We start from the raw sequence: 25,895 nt of genomic DNA, 5'->3' as shown, positions 1-25,895 counted from the left end.
CGGCAACCCGTGGGGGCCACCGGCGTCAAAACCGTTCAATTGCTGTTCGCAAATGAGAGTGCTTAGGCGGCGTTGTAGAGGCGCGGTGTCACAAAACCTGTGCCATCAAGGCCCTTCATGCGCTTGGCTGCTGCAAGCACCGCAAGGTCAGCAACTGGCTCAATGAGCAACACCAGCATGTACGCCGCGCCAAATGACGCCACTGCTGCGAGGTTCTCTGCGCCAAAACCTTGGCCGTAGATTGCCCAGAAAGCCACCCAAGCAACAACGCCACCTTGGTACGCGCCAGAAAGCTTCAGCGCCTGGCCGTATGACAGGTCAACGTAAGCTGTGTTTGGCGCAATGATCTTTTTCGCCATGTGGTGGATCGCAAAGAGTGGCACCAGAAGTGTTGTCGCGTTGACTGTGATCATGCCCAGGTCAGTTGGTGCAAAGAACAAGCCTTGGATCAACAGGCCAAGTGCCAGCCCGATCGCCGCAGGGCCTGTGCCCAAGATCAGCAGGATTGTCGTGCCGAGGATGAAGTGAACTTCTGATACGCCAACAGCGAAGTGGGGCAGAACTTCGAAAAAGATGAAAACAGCGATCGTTGCGATCAAGCTGCGTGCCACAAGCGACAAAGCACCTTTTTGAACAAGCGCTTCCCACGCCATTTTCGCGCCGTATCCGGCAGCACCCGCGAAGGTTGCGTAGCTTAGGGCCATTTTTGCGCCACTGACGACGCCTGGTTCGATATGCATAACTATTCTCCTTTGCCTGTCACACCCGACAGGGGTTTGCATTTCTGCACGGCTGGTCTCCTGGCTTGCGGGTCAACACGTACCGTCGCCTTCCCAGTTTCCCAGTGGCTTAATGACGGACGCTCACCGCTTACAGTCGCGGGGGCGGCTGCGGTTTTGGACCCCGAATTGGGTTGGCCCGTCCCGCATTCCCATTTGATCCCCGACGCTTTGCGTCTGATCGGGGAACCATGCCGGTGTGTTGTGACTGTTCTGACGCGTTCAAGCAAGGGAGATTCCGACCTACCACGCCCCAAGAACGGCAGGATGCGCTCTGATTTATGTACGGTTTTGCAATATATTTAGAAGATTTTGCGCAATATATTGTGGATAAGTGGGCGGTTTGGGGCAGATACGGTGGTGTGACGTTGACAGGTAGGCGGCGTGGGCGTTCCACTATGGGCGTGAATGGAATCACCCAAAGGACATGCCTTGCGCTTTTCACGACTCAGATTGAACGGCTTCAAAAGCTTTGTGGACCCAACAGACCTGGTCATTGCTGATGGGCTGACTGGCGTTGTCGGGCCAAACGGTTGTGGCAAGTCCAACCTGCTTGAGGCGTTGCGTTGGGTCATGGGGGAAAACCGGCCAACCGCGATGCGCGGCGGCGGTATGGAAGATGTGATTTTTGCGGGGGCTTCAACGCGGCCCGCACGCAACTTTGCCGAAGTCAGTTTGATCATTGATAATGCCGAACGTCTTGCGCCTGCGGGCTTCAATGACGCAGATCAGCTTGAGGTCGTGCGCCGGATCACGCGGGACGTCGGCTCAGCCTACAAGGCAAATACAAAAGACGTTCGTGCGCGCGACGTGCAGATGCTGTTCGCGGATGCAAGCACGGGCGCACATTCACCTGCGCTGGTGCGGCAGGGGCAAATTTCAGAGTTGATCAACGCCAAACCAAAGGCGCGTCGCCGTATTCTTGAAGAAGCGGCAGGTATTAGTGGCCTGTATCAACGCCGTCATGAAGCAGAACTCAAACTGCGCGGGGCGGAAACCAACCTAAGCCGCGTCGATGATGTGATTGAACAACTTGCGGCCCAGTTAGGTCAGTTAGCCCGCCAAACACGACAGGCGGCGCGCTACCGCGAGATCAATTCGGGTTTACGTCTTGCAGAGGGGCTTTTGCTCTACCGGCGTTGGAAAGAAGCGGACGAGGCCCGTGCTGCAGCAGATGAACATCTAAAGGCGCAAACTGTGCTTGCTGCCCAAGCGGAAACAGCGGCGCGCGCTGCCGCAAAAACGCGGCAAGCTGCTGATGAAGCTTTGCCACCATTGCGCGAAGAAGAGGCGATCGCCGCCGCGGTGTTGCAGCGTCTTGAAGTTGGCCGCGATGCGCTTTCTGAACAAGAAACCCGTGCCGCCGAGTTGATTGAGACCCTGACCAGCCGCATTTCACAGTTGACCCGCGATATTGAGCGCGAAACCGGCCTGAACAAAGATGCTGATGAGACGATTGCGCGCCTTGAATGGGAAGCGCAGGAAATCGCCAAAGCTTCTGAGGGGCATGACGCGCGTTTAGCAGAAGCCAAAACAGCGGCTTCTGAAGCGGCGCAAATCCTGCAAGACCGCGAAGCTGCTTTAAGTGAGATGACCGAGGATGTGGCGCGCCTCGCTGCCCGCCATCAATCTGCGAACCGTATCCTTGATGACAGCCGTAAGACGCTTGATAAAAATGAGGCGGAGGCCGAAAAATCACGTGACGCAATGCGCGCCGCCAAGCAGGCGCAAGCAACCGCCAAGGCCGAGTTTGAAGTGGCTGAGCGTGAAGCATCCGAGGCGGCTGAAACAGTACAAAGTGCTGATGCGGCATTGATCGAGGCGGAAGCCGCGCGGACCGAGACCCAATCGCTGGAGGCGGATGCACGTGCGGCGCTGTCTGAGGCGGATGGTGAAGTCAGCGCGCTGCGTGCCGAAGTGAACGCACTTAGTAAATTGGTTGATCGTGACACCGCTGAGGGCGGTCAGTTGATGGATGTTCTGTCCGTTGGCGCAGGGTTTGAAAAAGCGCTTGGTGCCGCGCTCGCGGATGATTTGAAGGCACCGCTTGTGTCAAACAATGACCCCTCTGGATGGGCTGTTTTGCCTGCGTATGACAGCACTCAGACATTGCCGGATGGCGTGACACCGTTGTCTGCGCATGTGGACGCACCTGATGTGTTGGCGCGTCGTTTGTCACAGATTGGATTGGTTGAAGCGGATCGGGGAAATGCCGCGCAGGTTAATTTGGCGCCCGGCCAGCGGTTGGTTTCGGTTGAAGGTGATCTGTGGCGTTGGGACGGGTTTCGCGCCAGTGCTGAAGACGCGCCGTCTGCCGCCGCTTTGCGTCTGCAACAGCTCAACCGTCTTGAGGCGCTGAAGAAAGAAATGAACGAGGCTGAGGCCCGCGCCGACGGTGCACGCGATGCCCACACCCTTTTGCAAACGCGCTTGCGCGAGTTGACCGTGGCGGACCAAGCAGCGCGTCAGGCGCGCCGCGATGCGGATCAATTGCTATCAAATGCGGGCCGAAAAGTGTCACGTGCCGAAGCGGATCAATCGATCGCCCAAAGCAAGCTTGAGACACTAGATTTGGCAGTTAAACGCTTTGAGGATGAGGCAACGGCCGCGCGTGCCCGCTTAGCAGAGGCTGAAAAAAGCGTAGCAGAACTGGGGGACTTGGACGCAGCACGCGGTGCTGTTGAAGACGTCAAGATGACAGTGGAAGCGGAGCGGATGACCATGATGGCCAAGCGTTCTGCGTCCGATGAAGTGCGCCGTGAAGGCGAGGCCCGCGTACGCCGTTCCCAAGACATAGCCAAGGAGAGTAGCAGCTGGAAAAGTCGGCTGGAAACAGCAGAGAAGCGCTCGTCTGAACTTGCTGAACGCCGCGAAACCTCAGAGCAGGAGTTGCAAAAAGCGCAAGCTGCCCCTGCTGAACTTGCTGCAAAGCGTGAGACGTTGTTGTCCGAGATTACAACCGCCGAGACACGCCGCCGAGCCGCCGCTGACGCACTGGCCGAAGCTGATACGGCGCAGCGCGCGGCGGTAAACGCAGAACGTGACGCGGAACGTGCGGCCTCAGAAGCGCGCGAAGCACGCGCACGTTCCGAGGCGTTGGCGGATGCTGCGAAAGAAGCGGTCGGTGTGGCCGCCGAACGTATTCAAGATGAGATGGAAGTAACGCCGCAAACCTTGCTGGAAAAGCTTGAGGTAGATGCAGATCAGATGCCCCCGTCAGAGCAGATCGAGGCAGAGGTTAACCGGTTAAAGCGTCAACGGGACGCCTTGGGTGCCGTGAATTTGCGCGCCGAGGAAGATAGTAAAGAAGTCCAAGTTGAGCACGATGCACTTGTGGCTGAGAAGCAGGACTTGGAAGCAGCCATTCGTGAATTGCGTACTGGTATTGCAAGCCTGAACAAAGAAGGCCGCGAGAGGCTTTTGACAGCTTTTGAGCAAGTGAACGATAATTTTGGCATGCTCTTTACGCACTTGTTTGGCGGTGGTGAGGCCCGTCTTGTTTTGGTGGAAAGTGATGACCCGCTGGAAGCCGGCCTTGAGATTATGTGCCAGCCCCCAGGCAAAAAGCTGTCGACCCTGTCGCTGCTTTCTGGTGGTGAGCAGACGTTGACTGCGCTCGCACTTATCTTTGCGGTATTCTTGGCCAACCCTGCGCCTATCTGCGTGCTCGATGAGGTTGATGCCCCCCTTGATGATGCCAACGTGACGCGCTTTTGCGATATGCTTGATGAGATGACTCGCCGCACAAACACGCGGTTTTTGACGATCACGCACCACGCGGTGACGATGTCACGGATGGATCGCCTGTTTGGGGTCACAATGGCTGAACAAGGCGTGAGCCAGTTGGTCAGTGTCGATTTGAAAAAAGCCGAAGCGATGGTTGCCTGAGCGGAATTCTAAAGGCGATCAAGTAGCTCAGGTGTTGGCCATGCGTCCGCAGGCATGCCAAGCTTTTGTTGCACATCTTGAACGGCCGCGCGGGTGCCCGCGCCTAAGATGCCGTCGATTTTCCCAACGTCGTATCCACGGGCCGCTAGTTTGTTTTGAAGCGCTTTCATGCGGTCACCATCAAGGCCCGCGTCAGGGTTTCCGGCATCATAAACCGGCGCGCCGGATAGCCGTGTTGCGAAATAGGCGGCGGCGGTCACGTAGACAAAACTCTGGTTCCACTCGAACAAAACTTTGAAGTTTGGATAGGCCAAAAACACAGGCCCGTTACGACCTTGGGGTGCAATCAATGATGCTTTCAGCCGGCTGTTGCCCAGTGATCCGCTGCGCGCCGTGATGCCGCGCTTTTGCCAATCCGCAACGGTCAGTTCTTTGTCCGTACCGCTGAGCGACCAATCAAAACCTGCAGGTGCGCTCACTTCATGCAGCCAAGGCTGGTTCGCTTTCCACCCCAAGTCTGCCAAAAGTTTTGCGCCAGACATCAGCGCATCAGGCGCAGAGGTTTTAAGGCTGACACGTCCATCACCATCCGCGTCAACGCCGTTGCGTAAGATGTCCTCGGGCAGCATCTGAACCATGCCAATTTCGCCAGCCCAAGCGCCCGTTGTTGTGCTTGGGTCCATGCCGTCCCGTTCGTAAAGCTCAATCGCGGCAAGAACCTGCGGGCGGAAAAGGTCTGGACGGCGGCAATCATGGGCAAGCGTCACAAGGGCATCGCGTGTGTTGTAGTTGCCTTGAACCGCGCCAAAATCCGTCTCAAACGCCCAGAATGCCAGCAAAATACCACGCGGCACGCCAAATTGACGCTCAGCGCGATCAAACGTGCTGGCCCACTTTTTGGCGTTTGCGGCCCCTGCGTTGATGCGATTGCTGCTGATGAGCGCGCGTGAAAAGTCGATGAATGGCTTTTGAAAAACCCCTTGGCTTCTGTCGGCTTTCAAGACGGAGGCGCTTTGTTGGGTGCCGTCAAAGAATGTGTTGACGGTCCTTCGGCTATGACCTTTGGCGCGTGCCTCGGTCTTTAGATCAGCGATAAAGGCGTTGAACGACCCGCCGCATGGCGTTTGTGCTGCCACTGTAAGGGGCGCGAGGCAGGTAAGGGACGTGACAAAGGCGATGCGGAGAAGGGCGTTCATGCTTAACTCATTCCTAACCATAGCAATAGTGACAAGGCGAGGGCAGCTGCCCATGCGCTCCATAATACTGCTACAGCTTGCTCAATATCGCGGGGCGCTGCAACCTTTCTTGCGGCGGCGTTGACCCACGGAAAGTCTGTAAGCTGACCCTCATAAGTGCGTGGACCCGATAGGGCGATGTCGAGGCGAAGGGCCATTGCGGCCTCGGGCCAGCCTGCGTTTGGCGAGCGGTGCAAGCGGGCGTCGGGACCAATTTTGGTGATCTGCATTGGCGCAATTAACAACGCGGTTAGCCGCGCCGGAATGAAATTTAGCACATCATCAAGGCGCGCTGCGGCCCAGCCAAATGCCTCGTGGCGGGGCGTGCGATAGCCGATCATGCTATCTGCGGTGTTCGTAATCTTATAGATCAGCAAGCCCGGAAGACCTGCGACAGCAAACCAAAACGCTGGGGCAATAACGCCGTCGCTTAGGTTTTCTGCCGCACTTTCAATGGCCGCACGGCCAACGGCGTTCTCATCCATCTGGCCTGTGTCGCGGCCAACAATCATCGCGACTTCTGCGCGGCCTTCCTCAAGTCCTGTGCGCAGACCTTTTGCGACGGCCAGCACGTGATCAACCAGTGACCTTTGGGCCAAAAGAATTGCTGTAATAATAACCTGAATTGGCCAGCCAAGGGTGCTGAGCAGCAATCCAAGAATGCCCATCGCACAACAAAAGGCAATCATCATGAGCGCACCTTTGATGCGCTTGTGCTCGCCGTTGTTGAAGCGCTCGTCGCCCCAACCGATCAGCCGACCCATCAACACGGCGGGGTGGGGTAGTCGCGACCAAAGCCATTTCGGTTCACCGAAAATCGCATCAAGGATCATCGCAAGAGACAAAATCATAAGGCGGCCTCAAGTTGTTGCCATTGATCAGGAGCAGGTAGGCCAAGGCGCAGCCAATCGTCCGCGTAAGGGAAAACGCGCGACCAGACATGGCCCTTTGCCAAGCGCGTTTGCCAGCTTTGCGCGTCATCGACTTGGTACAGCCGAAACAGGTCCGTGCCGCCTACTACTTTGGCGTTATGTCGGGTCATCAGATCATCAAGGCGGCGTGCATCTGCAGCCAGACGCTGACGGGTTGCCGTGGCCCAGTCATGATCAGACAGTGCACGCGCACCCAGTGTGAGTGTTGGTCCCGCAATGGCCCAAGGGCCTAGCTGTTCGCTCAGCCCAGCAAGGGTTTCGGGGTGGCCAATGGCAAACCCAAGCCGCGCGCCTGCAAGCCCCCAAAACTTGCCAAAGCTTTTTAGAACGATCGTATTCTCATCTGCAGTACGGTGCACCATGCTATCACTCGGGCACACATCGCCAAAGCTTTCATCAATGATCGTAAGGCGTGCAGCAGCGTTCGGAAGGCCCATGTCACCGTCTGGATTATTGGGCCGTACCAACACGTGAACATCGCCCGCATCGGCGCGGACATCCCAGCCGTGATGGCGAAACGCAGCGGCGTGTTCGTTGTAGGTGCGGTTCTGAATTTGTGCGCCGCTTAGCCCCTTCAGGGCCGGCAACATCGGCATCTGCGCAATGATTGCTGATGCACCACCTGCGGGAATAATCGCCGCATTGTCTGGCACGTTCCAAAAATCCCGCGCGGCGTTGATCAACGCATCGAGGGCTGCTTGGTCGGGCAGGGCAGTCCAGCTATCCGCGGCGATGTCTTTTACTGGATAAGCAACAGGGTTGATGCCCGTGCTTAGATCAAGCCAGCTATCACGCGTACCGCTAAATGTTGCCACTGCCGCATCAAGCCCGCCCCCATGATCGCGGGCGTTGCTCATGCTTGGTCTGACTTGGGAAGCGGTTGGTGGCGCGTTACAAAATGCCCCTTGATGGCCTGTGGCCACTCGCGGAATGGTACCTGCCCGGTTTCGCTGGCGGCGTGTTTTTGCGCATATTCCACGATACCCGCGGCAGCTTCTTCAGAGGGGTCAAAATTGCCAAGTGTGTAGGCCAGTTTACCCTCGCCCTGAATTGCCACATTGCACGCACGGGTACAGCCCATCAGGCACGAGACGCGGCGTGTTTTCACATCGCCATTCGCTTCGGCTTCGATCAAGGCAGCAAGTTGTTCGCCGTGGGTTTGCGCGTCGGTAGCAGCGTCCCAATCGTCATGCTTGCACGTATCACAAATGGTAATCCAAGTGGTCATGATCTTTGCCTTTTCCGCTGTCAGTTTTTGCTGCGCAGACACAACCGTAATTGCCTTAGCACTGCAAGGCGAATTGGTTGGTAAAGAATAGTTTACCGCTTTGACCAACAAACTTAGCCGTTGGCTGGCAAACTGTGTTATGAACGCAAGATGAACAGAACGATTGTTGATTCTGTTTGGGTGTTTTTGGGTTGTGAGTTTATGCCGGTTTTGGTGGTTGAGAATAATAGTGATCTAGCAAAGATCTGGGCCAGCCATTTACGGCGGATGGGGCCATGGGTCGATATTGCAGCAACTGTTGACGAGGCAACTGATGCTTTGATCAAGAAAGACTACCGCGTTGTTGTGCTGGACTTAGACCTGCCCGACGGCAGCGCACTTGGGTTAGCCGACATCATCAGCTACCGCCATCCGATGTGTAAGGTTGTGCTGGTGACCAAAAGCACGTTCTTCTCGGATGGCAGTGTTTTTCGCAACGTGCCCAATGCATGCGGGTTTCTGAGTAAAGGAACGAACCCGCATGATTTAGCGGCTTTGGTCACCCATCATATGCCTGATCAGACATAAGTTGGCTGGCCGAATGGTCAGCCGCGTCCGTGGGGCTCCAAAAAGTCCAGATCAGGGTTAATCGGCAAAATGCGGCTCGGGTTAATGGTGTCGTGGCTGTAGTGGTAGTGACGGATGATGTGCGCCATGCCAACCGTGCCAGCAACGCCCTCAATCTGATACAAATCGCGCGTGTAGGCCCACAGATTGGGGTAGTCGATGATGCGCTTTTTGTTACACTTGAAGTGCAAGTGATACACCGGATCAAACCGAACAAGCGTGGTGAAGAGGCGCCAATCTGCTTCGGTTATTTTGTCACCCATCAGGTAGCGGCTTTTGCTCAACCGCTCTTCCAGCCACTCTAAACTTTCAAAAAGTGGGATAACACCTGCCTCATATGCATCTTGTGATGTGGCAAAACCCGCTTTGTAGACGCCGTTGTTGACGGTGTTGTAGATGCGGTCGTTTACCTCTTCGATGTCATCGCGCATTTCTTCTGGCCAATAGTCGGCTGTGTTGCCAGTGATGTCATTGAATGCTGAATTGAACATACGAATAATTTCAGCGCTTTCGTTGCTCACAATTGTGTTGCGCTCTTTGTCCCACAAAATCGGCACTGTCACACGGCCCGAAACTTTTGGATCGGCGCGCAGGTAAATGTCACGAGCAAACGGTAGATCAAAAAGCGTGTCGCCTGTTGCGCCATCGTCGTCCTTCTCAAACGTCCAGCCGTCGCTGAGCATGTCTGGGTGCACCACTGAAACAGTGATGTGATCCGTTAGGTCTTTGAGTTGGCGAAAGATCAGGGTGCGGTGCGCCCAAGGGCAAGCAAGCGATACATAAAGGTGATAGCGCCCACTTTCGGCCTTAAAGCCATCGGTGCCTGATGGCCCCGCGCTGCCGTCTGCAGTGATCCAGTTGCGGAACGCAGCCGTGGTGCGTTTGAACGCGCCACCTGTGGATTTTGTATCGTACCAAACGTCGTGCCAAACACCGTCAACCAACTGACCCATTGTGAAATTCCCTTCGCATTAATCGTTGCAGCAACCCTAACGTTGCGCAGATGCACAACAAACCCCGACGCGCGCGCAACTACTGCGCATATCTGCACAGGTCGTAAACGGGCGCTGGCCTGCCTTTTATCCGTTTGCACACAGGCCTGCGCGCCGATACACCTGTCAAAGACGACGCCCAAGTGGGGCCAGACCGAAGGTATGCAATGATCGACCCAGACAGGGGATTAACGCGTGTATCGTCAAGGTTCCGCACGGCTGCCTGAATGTGCGGGAGATGACCCTATGAAACACCTGATTGCCATCCTAAGTGTGCTGCCTCTTTTTGCGGCACCTGCAAATGCGCACGTCGGCCACTGGGCTGATGTGGCGGGGCATGATCACTGGGTTGCGGCAGGCGCGCTTGGCGCTGCAGCGGCTGCGGCACTTTGGGGGTGGCGCAAGGGCAAAAAGGACGAGGCAGAGGCCGAAGAGGCAGATGCGGTTGAGCCCGCCACCGAGGAGGAACCCGCATGAGCAATGATGCAACGCCAAAAATCGGTGTGATGATCTGTGGACACGGGTCACGCTCGCAGTCTGCGGTGGATGAATTTGCAACCCTCGCGGATAAACTGCCCGCTTTTTTGCCGCCTGAATGGCAGACAGAATACGGGTATCTTGAATTCGCCAATCCGGTCATTCGTGATGGTCTTGATAAGTTGCGCGCAGGTGGGTGCGAGAAAATCCTCGCGGTGCCCGGCATGTTGTTTGCCGCGATGCACGCGAAAAACGATATCCCGACTGTTCTGAATACATATGCCGCTAAGCACGGTGTTGACGTCAGTTATGGCCGTGAATTGGGCGTTGACCCCAAGATGATTGCCGCTGCTGCGGGACGTATCCAGGAAGCGGTTGATGAAGCTAACAAGTCCGAGTTTGTGGAAAACCACGATACCTGCTTGGTAGTGATTGGCCGTGGCGCGTCTGATCCTGATGCAAATGGTAACGTGGCAAAGATTGCGCGGATGCTGCACGAGGGTATCGGTTTCGGCTGGGTTGAAGTTGGCTATTCAGGTGTGACGTTCCCGCTGGTTGAGCCTTGTCTGCAACACGCTGCCAAGCTTGGATACAAGCGGATCATCGTCTTCCCGTATTTCTTATTCTCAGGCATTTTGATCGACCGAATTTACGGCTTCACGGATCAGGTTGCTGCCGATCATCCTGATATCAGCTTTGTCAAAGCGGGCTATCTTGGGGATCACCCCAAAGTGCTTGAAACATTTGCGGAGCGTGTGCGCGAACAGATGGGGGCAAACCCGCCGCCCAACTGTGGTACATGCGCGTATCGGACCCAAGTTCTTGCCCCTGATGGCCAAGCGCCGATCACCATCCCCGCGTCCGAGCGTGCGAGCCACCCTGCGTTTTCCGACACACCGCCACCGACATGTGTGTTGTGCAAATACCGTACTCAGGTGTTGGGTTTTGAAGCTGAGGTTGGCGCCATTCAAGACAGCCATCACCACCACGTCGAAGGGCAAGGTGCGTCTGCGCCGGGTTCAAACGTGGCTGATTGTAAGCTTTGCGACACGTTCTGCACGGGCATGTGCCGTCTTGAGATGCAGGACAACCATCACCACCATCATCATGGTGACCACAGTCATGGTCATGATCATGCGGGGCACGATCACGATCATCATCACCACGATCATGATCATGCGCACCCTGAATATCCTCATGCAAAACACCCGCATGGGCCCGAAAGCGCGCGCAAAGCCCGTTAAGGGCCGCGCAGATAGGCCTCTCCATGCGTCCATATGAAAAAGTCCCCTCGGCGATCTATGCCCAGTCTTTCGCCACGGTCCGCTCCGAGGCGAACCTTGCGCGCTTTGATGACGGGTTGCAGTCGCTTGTCATCCGTTTGATCCACGCGTGCGGAATGGTTGAAATTGCTGATCGTATCGCCTTTTCTGGTGGTGCCTATGAGGCTGGCGCTAATGCGTTGCGCGCCGGTGCGCCCGTGCTGTGTGATTGTGAGATGGTCGCTAGCGGGATCATTCGCCGTTACCTGCCCGCAAACAATGACGTGATCTGCACCCTGAACAACGCGGAAACCCCTGACCACGCCAAGGCCATCGAAAACACCCGCTCAGCGGCGGCTGTTGATGCGTGGTTGCCCCATCTTGAGGGAGCTGTCGTGGCGATTGGCAATGCGCCCACGGCCCTTTTCCGACTTTTGGAACATTTGGACGCTGGAGCACCAAAGCCCGCGATCATTCTGGGTTTTCCTGTGGGTTTTGTGGGCGCGGCCGAATCCAAAGCCGAGTTGGCAGCGAATGCGCGCGGATGTGACTTCGTGGCTTTGCGCGGCCGTCGTGGCGGGTCGGCAATTGCGTCTGCGGCAGTAAATGCGCTGTCTGCGGGTCTGCCGGAGATTGCAAAGTGAGTGTTGATCGATCTTCAAAAACTGAGGTGCGGTTTGGCTCATGAGTAACGCGGCACCATGGTTGCATATCGTCGGGATTGGCGAAGATGGTATGGACGGGCTGACCCCCGCAACGCGCGCAGTGATTGAGGCCGCAGACGTCATCATTGGCGGTGAACGTCATCACAGCTTAACCCCAGATGTATCAGCGCAACGCATCGCGTGGCCAAGCCCGTTTGATGCGTTGATTGAAACGCTTGAGGCGCACAAAGGCCAACGTGTTGTTGTGTTGGCCACGGGTGATCCACTTTGGTTTTCTGTGGGTGCGCGGATTGGGCGGTCTATCCCGTCTGAGCAAATCACTTACCATCCGCAGCTGAGTGCGTTTCAACTTGCCTCGGCGCGGATGGGCTGGTCGCTTGCGGATGTTGAGACCCTGACGGTCCATGGCCGGCCCGTTAGCCAAATGGTGGCGTTTATTCAGCCCGACCAGCGGTTGATCGTTTTGACAACGGGCGCTGAAACACCGGCGCAGATCGCAGAGTTTTTGTCGTCGCGCGGGTTTGGCCAGTCAAAAATGACGGTGCTTGCGGCCATGGGCGGCGAAAACGAGAAACGTTTTGATGGCACTGCTGACGATTGGAACCACGAAGTGCCTGCGTTCAACACGCTTTGTGTCGAATGCATTGCGGCACCAGATGCGGCTTTGTTGCCGCGTGTGCCTGGCTTGGCAGATGAGCTGTTCCAATCAGATGGAACCATGACCAAACAAGAAGTGCGTGCGGCAACAGTGGCAAAGCTGATGCCTATGCGCGGCGCACTGCTGTGGGATATCGGCACCGGGTGCGGCTCTGTCGCGATCGAGTGGATGCGCGCGGCGCGCTATGCCCGAGCCATTGGTATTGAGCCACGCGCAGATCGGCGTGCAATGGCCGCGCAAAACGCACTTGCACTGGGCGTCCCGAAACTTGAGCTGATTGAGGGTAAAGTCCCAGACATGCTTGACGGTCTTGAGGCACCTGACGCAATTTTCATCGGCGGTGGTCTGAGCGAAGAGACTTTCAACATTGCTTGGGAAAACCTGCGCCCCCTCGGGCGGTTAGTGGCAAATGCAGTGACACTTGAATCAGAGGCGCTGTTAATCGCGCTGCATCAAAAACACGGCGGTCAGTTGGCGAAGCTACAGATCAGCCGTGCTGAGCCGGTTGGCGCGTATCACGGCTGGCGACCGTCCATGCCTGTGACCCAATGGAGCCTTATCAAAAGATGACTGGAACTCTTCATGGCGTAGGCGTTGGCCCCGGTGATCCGGAGTTGATGACGCTGAAAGCAGATCGTTTGATCCGTGCTGCCAAAGTAATTGCCTACCCAACATTGGCTGGCGCGCACAGTTTTGCCCGCTCTATTGCGGCGGGCTCAATCGCTGAGGGCGCAACAGAAATTGTGATGGACGTGCCAATGACCGTTGCGCGCCAACCTGCACAAGACGCCTATGATGCGGGCGCTGCGCAAATTGAAGACGCCCTTCGCAGCGGTCTTGATGTTGTGTGTCTGTGTGAGGGTGACCCGTTCTTTTACGGCTCTTTCATGTATCTTTACGCGCGTTTGTCGGGCGAGTTCACCTGTCAGGTCGTGCCAGGCGTTACGTCCATGACGGCAAGTGCTGCGATGACAGGCATGCCGCTTGCGGCGCGCAACGAGGTCCTCACGGTCATTCCCGGCCCCCTTGAAGAAGCAGCCCTTGAGGCGCGCATTGCCGGATCTGACAGTCTGGTCATCATGAAGGTTGGTCGCCATCTGCCAAAAATTTGCGCGGTGATTGAACGTCTCGGCCTGTTGGACCAAGCCACTTATATTGAGCGCGCAACGCTACCTGCGCAGGTCACGCTGCCTCTCGCACAAGCGCCCGAAAAAGCGCCCTATTTTTCTATGATCCTTATTACGAAAGGGGCCGATCCATGGCTCTAACTTCCCCTAAGTCGCCTGTTGTGTTGGCGCTGTCTGCATCTGGTGAGGCCACAGCGCACCGTGTTGCCAAGGCGATTGGCGCACAGGTGCATGGCCGCGAGGGTCGTGTCGCGAAGGCTGACGTGTTCTTTGCGAATGCACTTGACCATGCGCGCGATTTATTTGCGGCAGGCACGCCGATTGTGGGTGTTTGTGCCAGCGGAATCTTGATCCGCGGTGTGGCGCCTTTGTTGGGCGACAAAACATCAGAGCCGCCGGTTGTGTCCGTTTCTGATGATGGGGCTGTTGTTGTGCCTTTGCTTGGTGGGCACCGCGGTGCCAACCGGATTGCGCGCGAAATTTCAGCGGCTCTTGGGGCGACAGCTGCAGTGACGACCGCAGGTGATGTGTCGCTTGGTGTGTCGCTTGATGAACCGCCAGTTGGTTGGCGCTTGGCAAACCCCGAAGATGCAAAAGCCGCTATGGCAGGTCTGCTTGCGGGCGGGGGCGCTACTATTTCCGGAGACGCAGCCGCTGATGCAACGTGGCTTGCTGATTTGCCCAAAGGGGACGGCCTTCGTATTTCCTGCACAACCGCTGACGTAAAAGGTGGGCCAGATCATTTGGTGTTTCACCCCCAATTGTTTGCATTGGGTGTGGGTTGCGCGCGCAATGCTGACCCTGCGGAATTGGCTGAGCTGGTTTCTCAAACACTTGCGGATGCGGGCATTGCAGCCGGTGCGATCCACTCTGTTAGCTCGCTTGATTTGAAGGGGGATGAGCCGGCGATGAACCAGCTTGCAGCACAGCTTGGTGTGCCCTTCCGCGTGTTTGATGCGGCAACCCTTGAAGCTGAGACACCTCGGTTGGCTAACCCGTCTAATGTGGTTTTTGCCGAAGTCGGGTGCCACGGCGTTTCAGAAGGCGCAGCCCTTGCGCAAGCGGGGCCAGATGCCACTTTGCGTGTAGAAAAGCGTAAAACAGCTAACGCCACATGCGCTGTGGCAGAACTGGCGCAACCGCTGACTGAGATGCGTGGCCGCTCACGCGGGCGTTTGTCGATTGTGGGTATTGGACCGGGGCAAGCCACTTGGCGCACCCCTGAGGTCAGCCGTCTCGTGGCCGACGCGGAAGAGCTGGTTGGCTATGGTCTTTACATTGATTTGCTGGGTCCGTTGGCGGCCGGTAAAGCGCGCTCTGACTTCCCGTTGGGGGGTGAGGAAGATCGCTGTCGCTATGCGCTGGAACAAGCCGCGAAGGGGCTGAATGTTGCGCTGGTCTGTTCGGGCGATGCGGGCATTTACGCCATGGGCGCGCTGGTGTTTGAATTGCTGGACCGCGACGCAGATGCGCTTGGGGTGAGTGATGCGGCCAAACGTGTTGATGTGGTCTGCTCGCCCGGTGTGTCGGCTTTGCAGGGTGCGGCAGCGCGTGCCGGTGCACCCCTTGGGCATGATTTCTGCGCGATTAGCCTGTCAGATTTGCTGACCCCGCGCGAAGATATCGTGAAGCGTTTGCATGCGGCGGCTGAGGGCGATTTTGTGATTGCATTCTACAACCCCGTTTCAATGCGCCGCCGCACTTTGTTGGCCGAAGCCCGTGACATTTTGCTTAAGCACCGCCCGGCCACAACGCCAGTGATGCTGGCATCGTCTTTGGGTCGCCCAGAAGAACATATTCGCTACCGCAATCTTGCTGATCTGGAGGTAGATGAGGTGGACATGCTGACAGTTGTCTTGGTCGGTTCAAGCCATTCAAAACTCGCCCAATTGGGTGAAGGTCCGCGCATGTACACGCCGCGAGGTTACGCACGCAAAATCGATGGAGATCTGTCATGACCGTTTATTTTATTGGGGCAGGTCCCGGTGATCCCGATCTGTTGACCCTGAAGGCGCAGCGTATCATCAGCCGGTGCCCTGTGTGCCTTTATGCCGGTTCTTTGGTGCCCGAAGCCGTTGTGGGTGAAGCACCTGCGGATGCCCGCGTTATGGACACTGCTCCAATGACCCTTGAGGACACGCACGCTGAAATTCTGACAGCGCATAAAGCGGGTCAAGATGTGGCGCGCGTTCATTCTGGTGATCCGTCGCTTTACGGCGCAATCGCAGAACAAATCCGGTTGTTGCGTCGTGACGGTATTGATTATGAGATCATCCCCGGTGTGCCTGCATACGCGGCGGCGGCGGCGGCTCTTGGACAAGAACTGACCATCCCTGAGATTGGTCAATCTATCGTGCTGACGCGGATGTCGATGAAATCAACATCGATGCCAGCAGGTGAAACGCTCGAGAATTTTGCCAAAACGGGTACAACTCTTGCGATCCATTTGGCAATTCGTAACCTACGCGAAATTGAGCGCCAGTTGATCCCATACTACGGTGAAGATTGCCCTGTGGTTGTTGCTTACCGCGCCAGTTGGCCGGATCAGTTGTTTATCCGTGGCACGCTGTCAGACATCCGTGAAAAAGTCCGTGCTGCAAAAATCACGCGCACTGCGTTGATCATGGTGGGCCCCGTGTTGGGCGAGGTCAAAGACTTTAAAGACAGCGCGCTTTACGATCCAGCCACACCGCATGTGCTGCGCCCGAAGGTCAAAACCTGATCGGGCGCACTGCGCGTCATTTTCTACTGAAGGTCGCTGAACGCGCGCTGCATCCGTGCGACTGCGTCATGCACCGTGCTGCGCGGACAAGCGATGTTGAAGCGTAAGAAATTCTCGCCGCCCTTACCAAAAGTAGGTCCATGATTGGCAGCAATCTTTGCCACGTCTTGGGTCCGTTTGGTGAACTCCTCGCGGGTCATTCCCGTGCCTGAAAAATCTACCCAAGCCAGATATGTGCTTTCAAGGGGCATGGATTTTAGCCCCGGAATTGCGTTGATGCCCTCGTCGAAAATACGGGCGTTCTCGGCAATATAGGCACAAACTTCATCGACCCATTTCGCCCCCTCCGGTGAGTAGGCGGCAGTCGCCATAAACAGGCCAAAGCTGTTTGCTGAAATACCAAGTGCGGCCATGCGCGCGGCAAATTTTGCGCGTAACGAGGCATCTTCAATGATTACATTGCCCGAGTGGGATCCTGCGATGTTGAAGGTCTTTGTTGTCGCCGTCATCATAACCGTGCGCGCGACAGTATCTGTTTCATGGGCGATGTGTTGATAGGGGATGTGCTGGGCGTCTGGTGACAAAATAAGATCGTGGTGAATTTCGTCGCTGACCACGATCAAGTCGTGACGTTTGGCGAAATGCGCGATGTCTGTCAGCTCTTGATGCGTCCAGACCCGTCCGCTGGGATTATGCGGTGAGCAGAGCATCATCATGGTTTCGCGCCCCGTCATCGCCCCCTCAAATGCGTCGAAATCAAGGGTGTATTTCCCATCCGTTTGGGTCAATTCAAGTTCGGTTACTGTCCGCCCTGCGGCTTTGATGACGCGGGCAAAGGCGTGGTAGACGGGGGTGAACAGAACCACCGCATCGCCTTCGTTTGTAAAGGCATCCACACACATGGCGGTACCGTTGACCAACCCGTGGGTCGTGAAAATCCACTCGGGTTGTACGTCCCAGCCGTGGCGATTTTTCATCCACCATTGAATGGCGGCTGTATATTTACTGTCATCCCCGAAATAGCCGTATACCTCGTGGTCACGCATATTCTGGATGGCGTCTTGGATGCACTGGGGCGCCGCAAAATCCATGTCTGCCACCCACATCGAAAGGCCTTCATCAGCAGAAACGCCATAGATGCTTTCCATCATGTCCCACTTCACTGAATGGGTGCCGCGGCGGTCGATGATTTCGTCAAAGCTCATGGGGGTCTCTCCGGATTACATATAACACTGGCAGTGTTAGCCGCGCCCACCGTGATTGTATTGCCTGCGGGGTGATTGCAAGCAAAGCGGCGATGTCTTATGTGCCGCACATGAGCATTTTACCCATCCTGATCCATCCTGATCCCCGTCTTAAGAAAGTGGCAGAGCCAATTGAGGCCGTCACTGATAAGCTGCGCAAGCTCGCCGATGATATGCTTGAGACGATGTATGACGCCCCGGGCATTGGCCTTGCTGCCAACCAAATTGGTGTGCTGCAGCGGATTATTGTTCTGGATTGCGTCAAAGAAGAGGGTGAAGAACCGCGGCCGCTGGTAATGATGAACCCCGAAGTGATCGCCGAAAGCGATGATGTTGGTGTCTACGACGAAGGCTGCTTGTCGATCCCCGAGCAATACGCCGAAGTTGAGCGCCCTGCGGTTGTGACTGTGCGTTGGCTTGGTCTTGACGGGCAGACCCACGAAGAAGAATTTGACGGTCTATGGGCAACTTGTGTTCAGCACGAGATTGATCACTTGGACGGCAAGCTGTTCATCGATTACCTGCGCCCCCTCAAACGGCAAATGATTACCCGTAAGATGCAAAAGCTTAAGCGCGAATTGGCGCGGGGGTAGAGACCAGACATGGCGCAGATCCGTCCGTTTGTTATGTGGCCTGACCGCCGCTTGCTGACCAAAGCCGCCGCTGTTGAGGCTGTAACCGATCAGACCCGCCGCATCTGGGACGACATGATCGAGACAATGGACGCAATGCCCGGCGTTGGTCTTGCGGGGCCACAAATTGGTGTGATGCAGGCCCTCGCCGTTGTTGATGCGAGTGACAAACGTGGCCAAGCGATTTGCATGGCAAACCCGCGTATTGTTGCAGCCAGTGGCGTGCTGCGTGAGCACGAAGAGGCCAGTCCGAATTTGCCTTTTGTAAGTGCCGTGGTGAAGCGCCCGCGCGCTGTGACAGTTGCATATCTTGACCGCGACGGCGTGGCGCAAGAGCGTGACTTGGTCGATGTGTGGGCCACATCTGTTCAGCACCAGATTGATCACCTTGCAGGCAGGCTCTTTATTCACCGCTTGTCACGGCCCAAGCGCGATATGCTGATCAAGAAGTCGCTCAAAGCTCAAAAGGGGTAAGCCATGCGTATTGTATTTATGGGCACGCCAGACTTTTCTGTGCCTATTCTGGATGCGTTGGTAGATGCAGGACACGAGATTGCAGCCGTTTATTGTCAGCCGCCTCGTCCCGCGGGGCGCGGTAAAAAAGACCGCCCCACACCGGTTCACGCACGGGCCGACGCCTTGGGATTGCCTGTTTATCATCCCGTAAGCCTTCGCACGCCCGAGGCCCAAGCCGAGTTTGCAGCGCATCAGGCAGAGGTTGCCGTGGTGGTTGCCTACGGTTTGATCCTGCCGCAGGCCGTGCTGGATGCGCCTGAAAAAGGATGTCTGAACATCCACGCGAGTCTGCTGCCCCGTTGGCGGGGTGCTGCCCCAATTCACCGCGCGATTATGGCCGGTGATGCGCAGACCGGTGTGTGCATTATGCAGATGGAAGCGGGGCTTGATACAGGGCCTGTGTTGTCGCGGCACGAGACACCTATTGCTGCTGGTGAAACGACTGGCGCGCTGCACGATCGTTTATCAGACATCGGTGCGCAGGCCATCGTAAGTGCGCTCGCTCAACTTGATGATTTAATCCCGACGCCACAGCCCGAGGATGGCGTGACCTACGCCCATAAAATCGACAAAGCAGAGGCGGAGATTGATTGGTCCAAAACCGCGATCGAGATTGATCGCCAAATCCGTGGCCTATCGCCGTTTCCCGGTGCGTGGACCATGGCGGATGGTGTGCGTGTGAAGCTGTTGGAAAGCCGTGTTGCTGATGACGCTCGCGATACCGCGCAAGCCGGTCAGGTGCTTGGGGGCTTTACAGTTGCCTGCGGTGAGGGGGCCGTACAGATCGGTCGGGCGCAAAGGGCTGGCAAGTCAGCGCAAGATGTGGATGAGTTCTTACGAGGGAAGCCGCTTCCCTCGTCATTAGGGAGCTAGTATGGCGTTTTTTGCCTTTTTCGGGTCTTTGTTTATTGCGTGTGTCGTTGGGTATATCGCCGAAAAGTCAGGCTTTACGCACAACGGCTATGTGCCTTCTATCATCATTTGTATCGGCGGGACGGTGGCATTTTTCATGCTGCGGGTCATGTTTGGTGTCAGCTTCGGCAGCCCGGGCGTGAATGCGATTGTTTCAAGCATTGGCGCGCTGGTGATTGTCCCGTGGCATTGGCGTAGGTAATACTTGGCCAAAGTTTAGCTGCGCTGCTTGAACGGCTCCATGCCTGCGCGGGCAAGCTCATCTGCGCGCTCGTTTTCAGGGTGCCCTGCGTGGCCTTTGACCCACTCCCAAGTCACTGAATGCCGGGCGGCTGCTTCATCAAGGCGCTGCCACAGTTCGACATTTTTCACGGGCTTTTTCGCGGCAGTTTTCCAGCCGCGACGTTTCCAACCGTGTATCCATTCGGTGATGCCACCCTTCACATAGGCACTGTCCGTGACCACCGTGACCACGGCGGGCCGCTCTAGCGCTTCAAGTGAATGAATGGCTGCTAAAAGCTCCATGCGGTTGTTGGTGGTCTGCGCTTCACCACCCTTCAACTCGCGTTCTTTCAGCACCGTGTCACCGTCTTTGGCGATAAGGATCGCCCCCCATCCGCCAGGGCCAGGGTTTCCGCTGCACGCGCCGTCCGTATATGCATAGATTTGGGCCATATCAGCGCGTTGCTCTTAGGATGATGAAGGGATCTTCTGTGCCTGCTAGCCCGACTTCCCGACCCTGTCGAGACGCGATTGGCGTAAAGCCTGTGCTGTGCAGGTGGTCAGTCAATTCGGTAGGGGTAAAGAACGTGTAAAGCCGCCCCAATGTGTCGCGCTTGCTGCCTGTGCCTGTTTTAAGGCCAAGATGCAGCAAGCCACCATTCTTTAGTGCCGCGTGAATGGCCTTAAGGTGGCGCCGGAAATCTTGGCGTGGGGCGTGCAACAAACTGAAGTTCGCCCAGACACCATCAAAGGTTTGTTGGTATTCAAGCGCATCAAACGTTTTCTGCTCGGCCTCAATCCCGTGTAATCGACGCGCCAATGCCACCATTTCAGCACTGGCATCCCATGCGGTAACACACAGGCCTGCGCGCTGCATCATTGCGGCGGAATGTGCCGGCCCACATCCCAGATCAAGAACGTCCCCGCCGTCCGGCAGCGCGTCAATAAACGCCTGCAGATCAGCATCGGGCGCAGTGTTGGAAAAATGCTCAGCGTAGGCCGTCGCACGTGCATCGTAGGTGGCGATCGTTTCAGGGTCGCTCACGCGTAAACTCCGACTGCAAGGCAGCCTACAACCAGTGCGGTCAGTAATCCGCGCAAGTTCATCCACCAGCTTGGTGCCAACCCAAGCCGCCAAAAGAACCAGTCAAGCAATAGCAACCCAAGGAACCCGAAGATTAGGGATGTCGCCGCAGACGTAGGCCCGCCACCGGTCATGAAAAATGCCCAAAGCGCTGGAATGACCGAAAGGGCGTATCCCGCCGTTGCCATGCGTCCTGTTGTTTTGGCCGCAAATCCCCAAAGCACGCCCGACATGAATGACAAGATGACTGAGCCATAGAAAAGCTGCACGTAAGGCCCAACAAAGCGTGGGCCTAAGTTGACGCTGCCCCAAATTTGCAGATCGGCGTTCACGGTTGTCAGCGCACCCCAAGCAAACGGGATCACACCAGCCAAACCAAGCAACAGGGCAGAACGCGGGATTTGCATCATGCAGGTTCTCGCAACACGCGCGGCACTTTGAATTCAACGTTTTCTTCTGCCGTGACAACTTGCTCAACGGTCACATCAAAGCGTGATTTGAACGCATCAATGACCTCGTTGATCAGCACTTCCGGGGCTGATGCACCTGCGGTGATGCCAATGCTCTTAATCCCTTCAAGTGCGCGCCAATCAATGTTTTCAGCGCGCATCACAAGTTGGGAATAGGTGCAGCCCGCTTTGCGACCAACCTCAACAAGGCGCTGACTGTTCGAGGAATTGGGCGCACCCACCACCAACATTGCATCGCATTTCGGCGCCATAGCTTTGACGGCCTCTTGGCGGTTAGTCGTGGCATAACAGATGTCTTCTTTATGTGGTCCAACAATGTTGGGAAAACGTGTGTTCAGCGCCTTAACGATGTCTTTGGTATCATCGACCGATAGGGTCGTTTGGGTCACGAAGGCAAGCTGATCGGGGTCGCGTACGTCGATGCGGGCCACGTCGTCGACAGTCTCAACCAGTATCACCTCACCGTCGGGTAGCTGTCCCATGGTGCCTACTGTTTCGGGGTGTCCGGCGTGACCGATCATGACCATTTGCAATCCGTTGTCTGCATGGCGCTGTGCTTCGATATGCACTTTGCTCACCAGTGGGCAGGTTGCATCCACATACACCATTTCACGGGCTGCGGCGGCGGCAGGCACTGACTTTGGCACTCCGTGAGCTGAGAAAATGACCGGCCTGTCATCTGGGCATTCATCCAGTTCTTCAACAAAAACCGCGCCTTGCTCGCGCAGGGTGTCGACAACAAACTTGTTGTGAACGATCTCGTGGCGAACATAGACAGGTGCGCCCCATTTCTCGATCGCCATTTCGACGATCTTAATGGCGCGGTCCACGCCGGCGCAAAAGCCGCGTGGGGCTGCAAGGTATAAAGTAAGCGGCGCTTTGGTCATGAAGGTCTCCAACGATTGCCCAGAAACTATGCGTTTTGCGGTGGTGGCGTCTAGGGGCGGATTGAAAATGCTGCTGTGGTGTGCGTTAGAAGAGACAAGAATTGTTAAGGGGCCGTCACTGTGGCGACACAAACCAAAACCGAGCCGACCGTGTGTTTGATTGCCATGGGCAGCAACATGCAGACCGAGGCTGAAACCAGCCGCATGATTATCGAACGCGCAGCGGTCGAAGTGGCGCGCGTTTTGGGTCCAGTGCAACAAAGCGGTCTTTACGCAGCGCCTTGCTTTCCGGCGGGGGCGGGCCCTGATTATGTCAACGCCGCGCTGGCGCTTTTCACTGATTTGCCAGCAGCCTCTCTGCTGAAGGCGTTGCATAAAATAGAAGCCGATTTTGGCCGCCAGCGTGTGCAGCGGTGGGGCCAGCGGACGCTTGATCTTGATCTGTTGGCGCTTGGAACACAGGTTGCCCCTGATCTGGCGACATTTGATCACTGGCAAAACCTGCCGCTTGAAACCCAGAAACTACGCGCGCCGGACCAATTGATCTTGCCGCACCCACGTTTGCACGAGCGGGCGTTTGTCCTTGTGCCGCTCGCGGACGTTGCGCCAACATGGTGCCACCCTGTGGTGGGGCAAACGGTGACAGAGATGCTTGCGCGCTGTTCTGTAGAAGACACCGCAGAGGTGTCGCTGATCTGCTCTGGCGAAGAATGGCGCATTTGAGCTAGTTTTCAGTTGCAAATAAAGGGAATCTGCCCTAGTTGCCTATTCTTCATGGATTTTTCTCAATTTGGAGGGCTGCCTGATGGCGCGCGTTACCGTAGAAGATTGCGTTGATAAGGTTCCGAACCGTTTCGATTTGGTTATGCTGGCTGCACATCGCGCCCGCGAAATCTCGAGCGGGGCGCCCATCACTGTGGACCGTGACAACGACAAAAACCCTGTCGTTTCTCTGCGTGAGATTGCTGATGAGACACAGCAAGCGGATGATCTTCGCGAGCGTCTGATCGAGAGCAACCAGAACCAGATCGAAGTCGACGAAGCAGAAGATGATGATATGGCGCTTCTGATGGGTCAGGAAACTGACAAACCGGCAGAAAACGATATGGCGGAAGAAGACCTTCTGCGCGCCATGTTGATGGAAGCTCAAGATCAAAAGTAAGGGCTTAGCTGCTAGATGATCCCAGTCGATGACCTGATCGCGCTGGTCCGCAGCTATAATCCACATACGAACGAAGATGTGCTGCGCAGGGCTTACGATTACGGCCTGCGCATGCACGAAGGTCAGTTCCGCCATTCAGGTGAACCCTATTTTTCGCACCCTGTATCTGTTGCCGCCATTTTGACTGAGCAGCGTCTTGATGACGCCACGCTCGTCACGGCGCTTTTGCATGACACTATCGAAGACACGGATGCCTCTTATACGGAGGTCAGCAAGCTCTTCTCTGGGGAGGTGGCGGATTTGGTGGACGGTGTCACCAAGCTGACCAATATTCAGCTGACCAGCACCGAGACAAAGCAGGCCGAGAATTTCCGCAAATTGTTCATGGCGATGTCCAAAGACTTCCGCGTGATCCTCGTGAAGCTTGCTGACCGTCTCCATAATATGCGCACGATCAAATCCATGCGCCCCGAAAAGCAGGCCCAAAAAGCCCGCGAAACCATGGACATTTATGCGCCTCTTGCGGGCCGTATGGGTATGCAATGGATGCGCGAAGAGCTTGAAGATCTGGCCTTCAAAGTGCTGAACCCCGAAGGCCGCGCCAGCATTATCCGCCGCTTTATTCGCCTGCAAAAAGAAACTGGCGATGTGATCCATCAGATCACCGGTGATATGCGCATCGAGTTGAAGAAAGAAGGCATCGAGGCTGATGTTTTTGGGCGCGCGAAAAAGCCGTTCTCGATCTGGCGCAAGATGCAGGAAAAAGACCAAGGGTTTAGCCGCCTGTCTGACATCTATGGCTTTCGAATTGTCTGTGCGTCCGAGGCTGAGTGCTATCAAATTCTGGGCATCATCCACCGTCGCTGGCGCTCTATTCCCGGACGTTTCAAAGACTACATCAGCCAGCCCAAATCTAACGGTTATCGCAGCTTGCACACCACTGTTTCTGGACGTGATGGTAAGCGCGTTGAGGTGCAAATTCGCACCCACCAAATGCACGATGTGGCCGAAGATGGCGTGGCCGCTCACTGGTCTTACCGCGACGGTGTGCGCTCAAATAACCCCTTCGCCGTTGACCCGGCAAAATGGGTTGCGGGTCTGAAAGAGCGTTTTGAGCAGGCCGAGGATCACGATGAGTTCCTTGAGGCCGTAAAGCTGGAAATGTATTCCGATCAGGTGTTTTGCTTCACTCCAAAGGGCGACGTGTTCAAATTGCCGCGCGGTGCGACCCCGATTGATTTTGCCTATGCAATCCACACAAGGATTGGCAGCGCCTGTGTCGGCGCCAAAATTGATGGCCTGCGCGTGCCGCTGTGGACCCGCCTCAAAAACGGTCAATCCGTTGAGATCATCACGGCCGAGGGCCAAAAACCTGAAGCCACATGGATGGAAATTGCGCAAACCGGCAAGGCGCGCTCTGCCATTCGCCGTGCGTTGCGCGAAGAAGACACAGAGCGCTACATCAAGCTTGGCCAAGAACTTGCGCGCGTTGGGTTTGAACACATCGGCAAGCAAGCAACGGATAAAGCATTGACCACAGCCGCTAAAACCATGGGGCTCGGCGGACGCGATACATTGCTTGCGCAGCTTGGTGCCGCGCAGATCACCGCGCGCGATGTCATTCAGGTATTGTTCCCTGAGTTGGCCACAAAAACGGGTGAAATTGTCGAAGGCAACCGTGCTGTTGTTGGCTTGCGTGCGGATCAAACGTTCCGGCGTGCGGGCTGCTGTGCACCGCTTCCGGGTGAGCGGATTGTGGGCATAACCACCCTTGGTGAGGGTGTTACGATTCACGCGATTGACTGTAACACGCTTACCCAACTGACCGATGACGACAGTGATCGCTGGGTTGATCTGCATTGGCACGAGGGGCCGCATGCTGCGATTTACGGTGCAACAATTGAGCTGACCATCGCCAATGATGCGGGTGTTTTGGGCCGTCTATGTACGCTTATCGGCGAGCGCGGCGCAAATATTTCAAACATCACATTTGAGGAACGCACCCCTGATTTTTACCGTTTGATCATTGATGTTGAGCTAAGAGACGTCAGTCACATGCACGCGGTTTGCACCGCACTTGAGGCAGACACCAGCGTTGCGCACATCGCACGGATGCGCGGTGATAACGTGCCGCGTAAGGTCGGCAAAGGGACAGGGGCCAGCAACACGGTCCATTAAGGCAAATCCCATAACGC

At 56.2% G+C, this 25,895-nt stretch carries 27 protein-coding genes and 1 riboswitch; of the genes, 16 read left to right on the top strand and 11 right to left on the bottom strand.

Annotated elements, in window-relative coordinates; translation table 11 throughout:
• Positions 1 to 62 precede the first annotated feature (62 nt).
• Complete coding sequence (locus NIG5292_RS04870; protein WP_048598390.1) at positions 63 to 740, bottom strand: energy-coupling factor ABC transporter permease; 678 nt, start codon at positions 738 to 740, stop codon at positions 63 to 65.
• 33 nt (positions 741 to 773) lie between these two features.
• Positions 774 to 988: riboswitch (cobalamin riboswitch) on the bottom strand.
• 223 nt (positions 989 to 1,211) lie between these two features.
• Between NIG5292_RS04870 and smc the strand changes: the two genes are divergently transcribed.
• Positions 1,212 to 4,667, top strand: a complete 3,456-nt coding sequence (gene smc, locus NIG5292_RS04865; protein WP_048598766.1) for a chromosome segregation protein SMC — start codon at positions 1,212 to 1,214, stop codon at positions 4,665 to 4,667.
• A gap of 8 nt (positions 4,668 to 4,675) precedes the next feature.
• Here smc and NIG5292_RS04860 read toward each other — a convergent pair whose 3' ends face one another.
• The 4 genes from NIG5292_RS04860 to NIG5292_RS04845 are packed head-to-tail and all read right to left on the bottom strand — an operon-like array spanning position 4,676 to position 8,062.
• Positions 4,676 to 5,863, bottom strand: coding sequence for a lytic murein transglycosylase (locus tag NIG5292_RS04860; protein ID WP_048598389.1), 1,188 nt, complete (start codon positions 5,861 to 5,863; stop codon positions 4,676 to 4,678).
• Between the two features lie 2 nt (positions 5,864 to 5,865).
• Positions 5,866 to 6,753, bottom strand: a complete 888-nt coding sequence (gene cbiB / locus NIG5292_RS04855) for an adenosylcobinamide-phosphate synthase CbiB (protein WP_048598388.1) — start codon at positions 6,751 to 6,753, stop codon at positions 5,866 to 5,868.
• Positions 6,750 to 7,691 (bottom strand): threonine-phosphate decarboxylase, encoded by a 942-nt coding sequence (locus NIG5292_RS04850; protein ID WP_048598387.1) that lies wholly within the window; start codon positions 7,689 to 7,691, stop codon positions 6,750 to 6,752. The genes cbiB and NIG5292_RS04850 overlap by 4 nt, the downstream gene beginning before the upstream one ends.
• Positions 7,688 to 8,062 (bottom strand): DUF1636 family protein, encoded by a 375-nt coding sequence (locus tag NIG5292_RS04845; RefSeq protein WP_048598765.1) that lies wholly within the window; start codon positions 8,060 to 8,062, stop codon positions 7,688 to 7,690. Before NIG5292_RS04845 ends, NIG5292_RS04850 begins: the two co-directional genes overlap by 4 nt.
• 150 nt (positions 8,063 to 8,212) lie before the next feature.
• Between NIG5292_RS04845 and NIG5292_RS04840 the strand changes: the two genes are divergently transcribed.
• Complete coding sequence (locus NIG5292_RS04840; RefSeq protein WP_233488176.1) at positions 8,213 to 8,629, top strand: response regulator; 417 nt, start codon at positions 8,213 to 8,215, stop codon at positions 8,627 to 8,629.
• 17 nt (positions 8,630 to 8,646) lie between these two features.
• Here NIG5292_RS04840 and NIG5292_RS04835 read toward each other — a convergent pair whose 3' ends face one another.
• Positions 8,647 to 9,621: a glutathione S-transferase family protein gene (locus NIG5292_RS04835; RefSeq protein WP_048598386.1), complete on the bottom strand. Its 975-nt coding sequence runs from the start codon at positions 9,619 to 9,621 to the stop codon at positions 8,647 to 8,649.
• Between the two features lie 285 nt (positions 9,622 to 9,906).
• Between NIG5292_RS04835 and NIG5292_RS04830 the strand changes: the two genes are divergently transcribed.
• From NIG5292_RS04830 to cobM, 7 genes are read left to right on the top strand one after another with little or no spacing between them, the layout of a single operon-like run.
• Positions 9,907 to 10,137, top strand: coding sequence for a DUF6732 family protein (locus NIG5292_RS04830; RefSeq protein WP_048598385.1), 231 nt, complete (start codon positions 9,907 to 9,909; stop codon positions 10,135 to 10,137).
• A complete protein-coding gene (locus NIG5292_RS04825; RefSeq protein ID WP_048598384.1) occupies positions 10,134 to 11,381 on the top strand; it encodes a sirohydrochlorin chelatase in 1,248 nt (415 codons plus the stop codon). Before NIG5292_RS04830 ends, NIG5292_RS04825 begins: the two co-directional genes overlap by 4 nt.
• Positions 11,382 to 11,404: 23 nt before the next feature.
• Entirely contained in the window at positions 11,405 to 12,043 is a 639-nt protein-coding gene (locus NIG5292_RS04820) for a precorrin-8X methylmutase (protein WP_048598383.1), read from the top strand.
• 40 nt (positions 12,044 to 12,083) lie between these two features.
• Positions 12,084 to 13,292, top strand: coding sequence for a bifunctional cobalt-precorrin-7 (C(5))-methyltransferase/cobalt-precorrin-6B (C(15))-methyltransferase (locus NIG5292_RS04815; RefSeq protein WP_048598382.1), 1,209 nt, complete (start codon positions 12,084 to 12,086; stop codon positions 13,290 to 13,292).
• Positions 13,289 to 13,990, top strand: coding sequence for a precorrin-2 C(20)-methyltransferase (gene cobI, locus NIG5292_RS04810; RefSeq protein WP_048598381.1), 702 nt, complete (start codon positions 13,289 to 13,291; stop codon positions 13,988 to 13,990). Before NIG5292_RS04815 ends, cobI begins: the two co-directional genes overlap by 4 nt.
• Complete coding sequence (cobJ, locus tag NIG5292_RS04805) at positions 13,981 to 15,807, top strand: precorrin-3B C(17)-methyltransferase (protein ID WP_048598380.1); 1,827 nt, start codon at positions 13,981 to 13,983, stop codon at positions 15,805 to 15,807. Before cobI ends, cobJ begins: the two co-directional genes overlap by 10 nt.
• Positions 15,804 to 16,571: a precorrin-4 C(11)-methyltransferase gene (cobM, locus tag NIG5292_RS04800; RefSeq protein WP_048598379.1), complete on the top strand. Its 768-nt coding sequence runs from the start codon at positions 15,804 to 15,806 to the stop codon at positions 16,569 to 16,571. Before cobJ ends, cobM begins: the two co-directional genes overlap by 4 nt.
• A gap of 23 nt (positions 16,572 to 16,594) precedes the next feature.
• Here the strand turns inward: cobM and NIG5292_RS04795 are convergent, their stop codons facing one another.
• On the bottom strand, positions 16,595 to 17,776 hold the full coding sequence (locus tag NIG5292_RS04795) for a MalY/PatB family protein (RefSeq protein ID WP_048598378.1): 1,182 nt from the start codon (positions 17,774 to 17,776) through the stop codon (positions 16,595 to 16,597).
• Positions 17,777 to 17,886: 110 nt separating this feature from the next.
• On the opposite strand from NIG5292_RS04795, the gene def (NIG5292_RS04790) reads away from it, so the two are divergent.
• The 4 genes from def (NIG5292_RS04790) to NIG5292_RS04775 are packed head-to-tail and all read left to right on the top strand — an operon-like array spanning position 17,887 to position 20,077.
• Positions 17,887 to 18,408, top strand: coding sequence for a peptide deformylase (gene def / locus NIG5292_RS04790; RefSeq protein ID WP_048598763.1), 522 nt, complete (start codon positions 17,887 to 17,889; stop codon positions 18,406 to 18,408).
• 9 nt (positions 18,409 to 18,417) lie between these two features.
• Positions 18,418 to 18,921, top strand: a complete 504-nt coding sequence (gene def, locus NIG5292_RS04785) for a peptide deformylase (RefSeq protein ID WP_048598377.1) — start codon at positions 18,418 to 18,420, stop codon at positions 18,919 to 18,921.
• Between the two features lie 3 nt (positions 18,922 to 18,924).
• Positions 18,925 to 19,836 (top strand): methionyl-tRNA formyltransferase, encoded by a 912-nt coding sequence (fmt, locus tag NIG5292_RS04780; RefSeq protein ID WP_048598376.1) that lies wholly within the window; start codon positions 18,925 to 18,927, stop codon positions 19,834 to 19,836.
• A gap of 1 nt (position 19,837) precedes the next feature.
• Positions 19,838 to 20,077 (top strand): hypothetical protein, encoded by a 240-nt coding sequence (locus tag NIG5292_RS04775; RefSeq protein ID WP_048598375.1) that lies wholly within the window; start codon positions 19,838 to 19,840, stop codon positions 20,075 to 20,077.
• 14 nt (positions 20,078 to 20,091) lie between these two features.
• Here NIG5292_RS04775 and rnhA read toward each other — a convergent pair whose 3' ends face one another.
• Genes rnhA through ispH form a run of 4 tightly spaced genes read right to left on the bottom strand, consistent with a single transcriptional unit; the run spans position 20,092 to position 22,538 of the window.
• Positions 20,092 to 20,550: a ribonuclease HI gene (gene rnhA / locus NIG5292_RS04770; protein ID WP_048598374.1), complete on the bottom strand. Its 459-nt coding sequence runs from the start codon at positions 20,548 to 20,550 to the stop codon at positions 20,092 to 20,094.
• 1 nt (position 20,551) lies between these two features.
• Complete coding sequence (locus NIG5292_RS04765; protein ID WP_048598373.1) at positions 20,552 to 21,142, bottom strand: class I SAM-dependent methyltransferase; 591 nt, start codon at positions 21,140 to 21,142, stop codon at positions 20,552 to 20,554.
• On the bottom strand, positions 21,139 to 21,591 hold the full coding sequence (locus NIG5292_RS04760) for a DUF3429 domain-containing protein (RefSeq protein WP_048598372.1): 453 nt from the start codon (positions 21,589 to 21,591) through the stop codon (positions 21,139 to 21,141). The genes NIG5292_RS04765 and NIG5292_RS04760 overlap by 4 nt, the downstream gene beginning before the upstream one ends.
• Positions 21,588 to 22,538, bottom strand: a complete 951-nt coding sequence (ispH, locus tag NIG5292_RS04755; RefSeq protein ID WP_048598371.1) for a 4-hydroxy-3-methylbut-2-enyl diphosphate reductase — start codon at positions 22,536 to 22,538, stop codon at positions 21,588 to 21,590. Before ispH ends, NIG5292_RS04760 begins: the two co-directional genes overlap by 4 nt.
• Positions 22,539 to 22,658: 120 nt before the next feature.
• Here ispH and folK point away from each other — a divergent pair, with 120 nt between their 5' ends.
• The 3 genes from folK (at position 22,659) to NIG5292_RS04740 (ending at position 25,878) form a co-directional block, all read left to right on the top strand.
• On the top strand, positions 22,659 to 23,261 hold the full coding sequence (gene folK / locus NIG5292_RS04750; RefSeq protein WP_233488175.1) for a 2-amino-4-hydroxy-6-hydroxymethyldihydropteridine diphosphokinase: 603 nt from the start codon (positions 22,659 to 22,661) through the stop codon (positions 23,259 to 23,261).
• Positions 23,262 to 23,343: 82 nt separating this feature from the next.
• Complete coding sequence (rpoZ, locus tag NIG5292_RS04745) at positions 23,344 to 23,700, top strand: DNA-directed RNA polymerase subunit omega (protein WP_048598370.1); 357 nt, start codon at positions 23,344 to 23,346, stop codon at positions 23,698 to 23,700.
• Between the two features lie 15 nt (positions 23,701 to 23,715).
• Positions 23,716 to 25,878, top strand: a complete 2,163-nt coding sequence (locus tag NIG5292_RS04740; protein ID WP_048598369.1) for a RelA/SpoT family protein — start codon at positions 23,716 to 23,718, stop codon at positions 25,876 to 25,878.
• The last annotated feature ends 17 nt before the right edge of the window (positions 25,879 to 25,895 follow it).

The organism is Nereida ignava (genome assembly GCF_001049735.1).
Classification (GTDB): domain Bacteria; phylum Pseudomonadota; class Alphaproteobacteria; order Rhodobacterales; family Rhodobacteraceae; genus Nereida; species Nereida ignava.
This window is presented reverse-complemented; position numbering and strand designations above follow the sequence as displayed.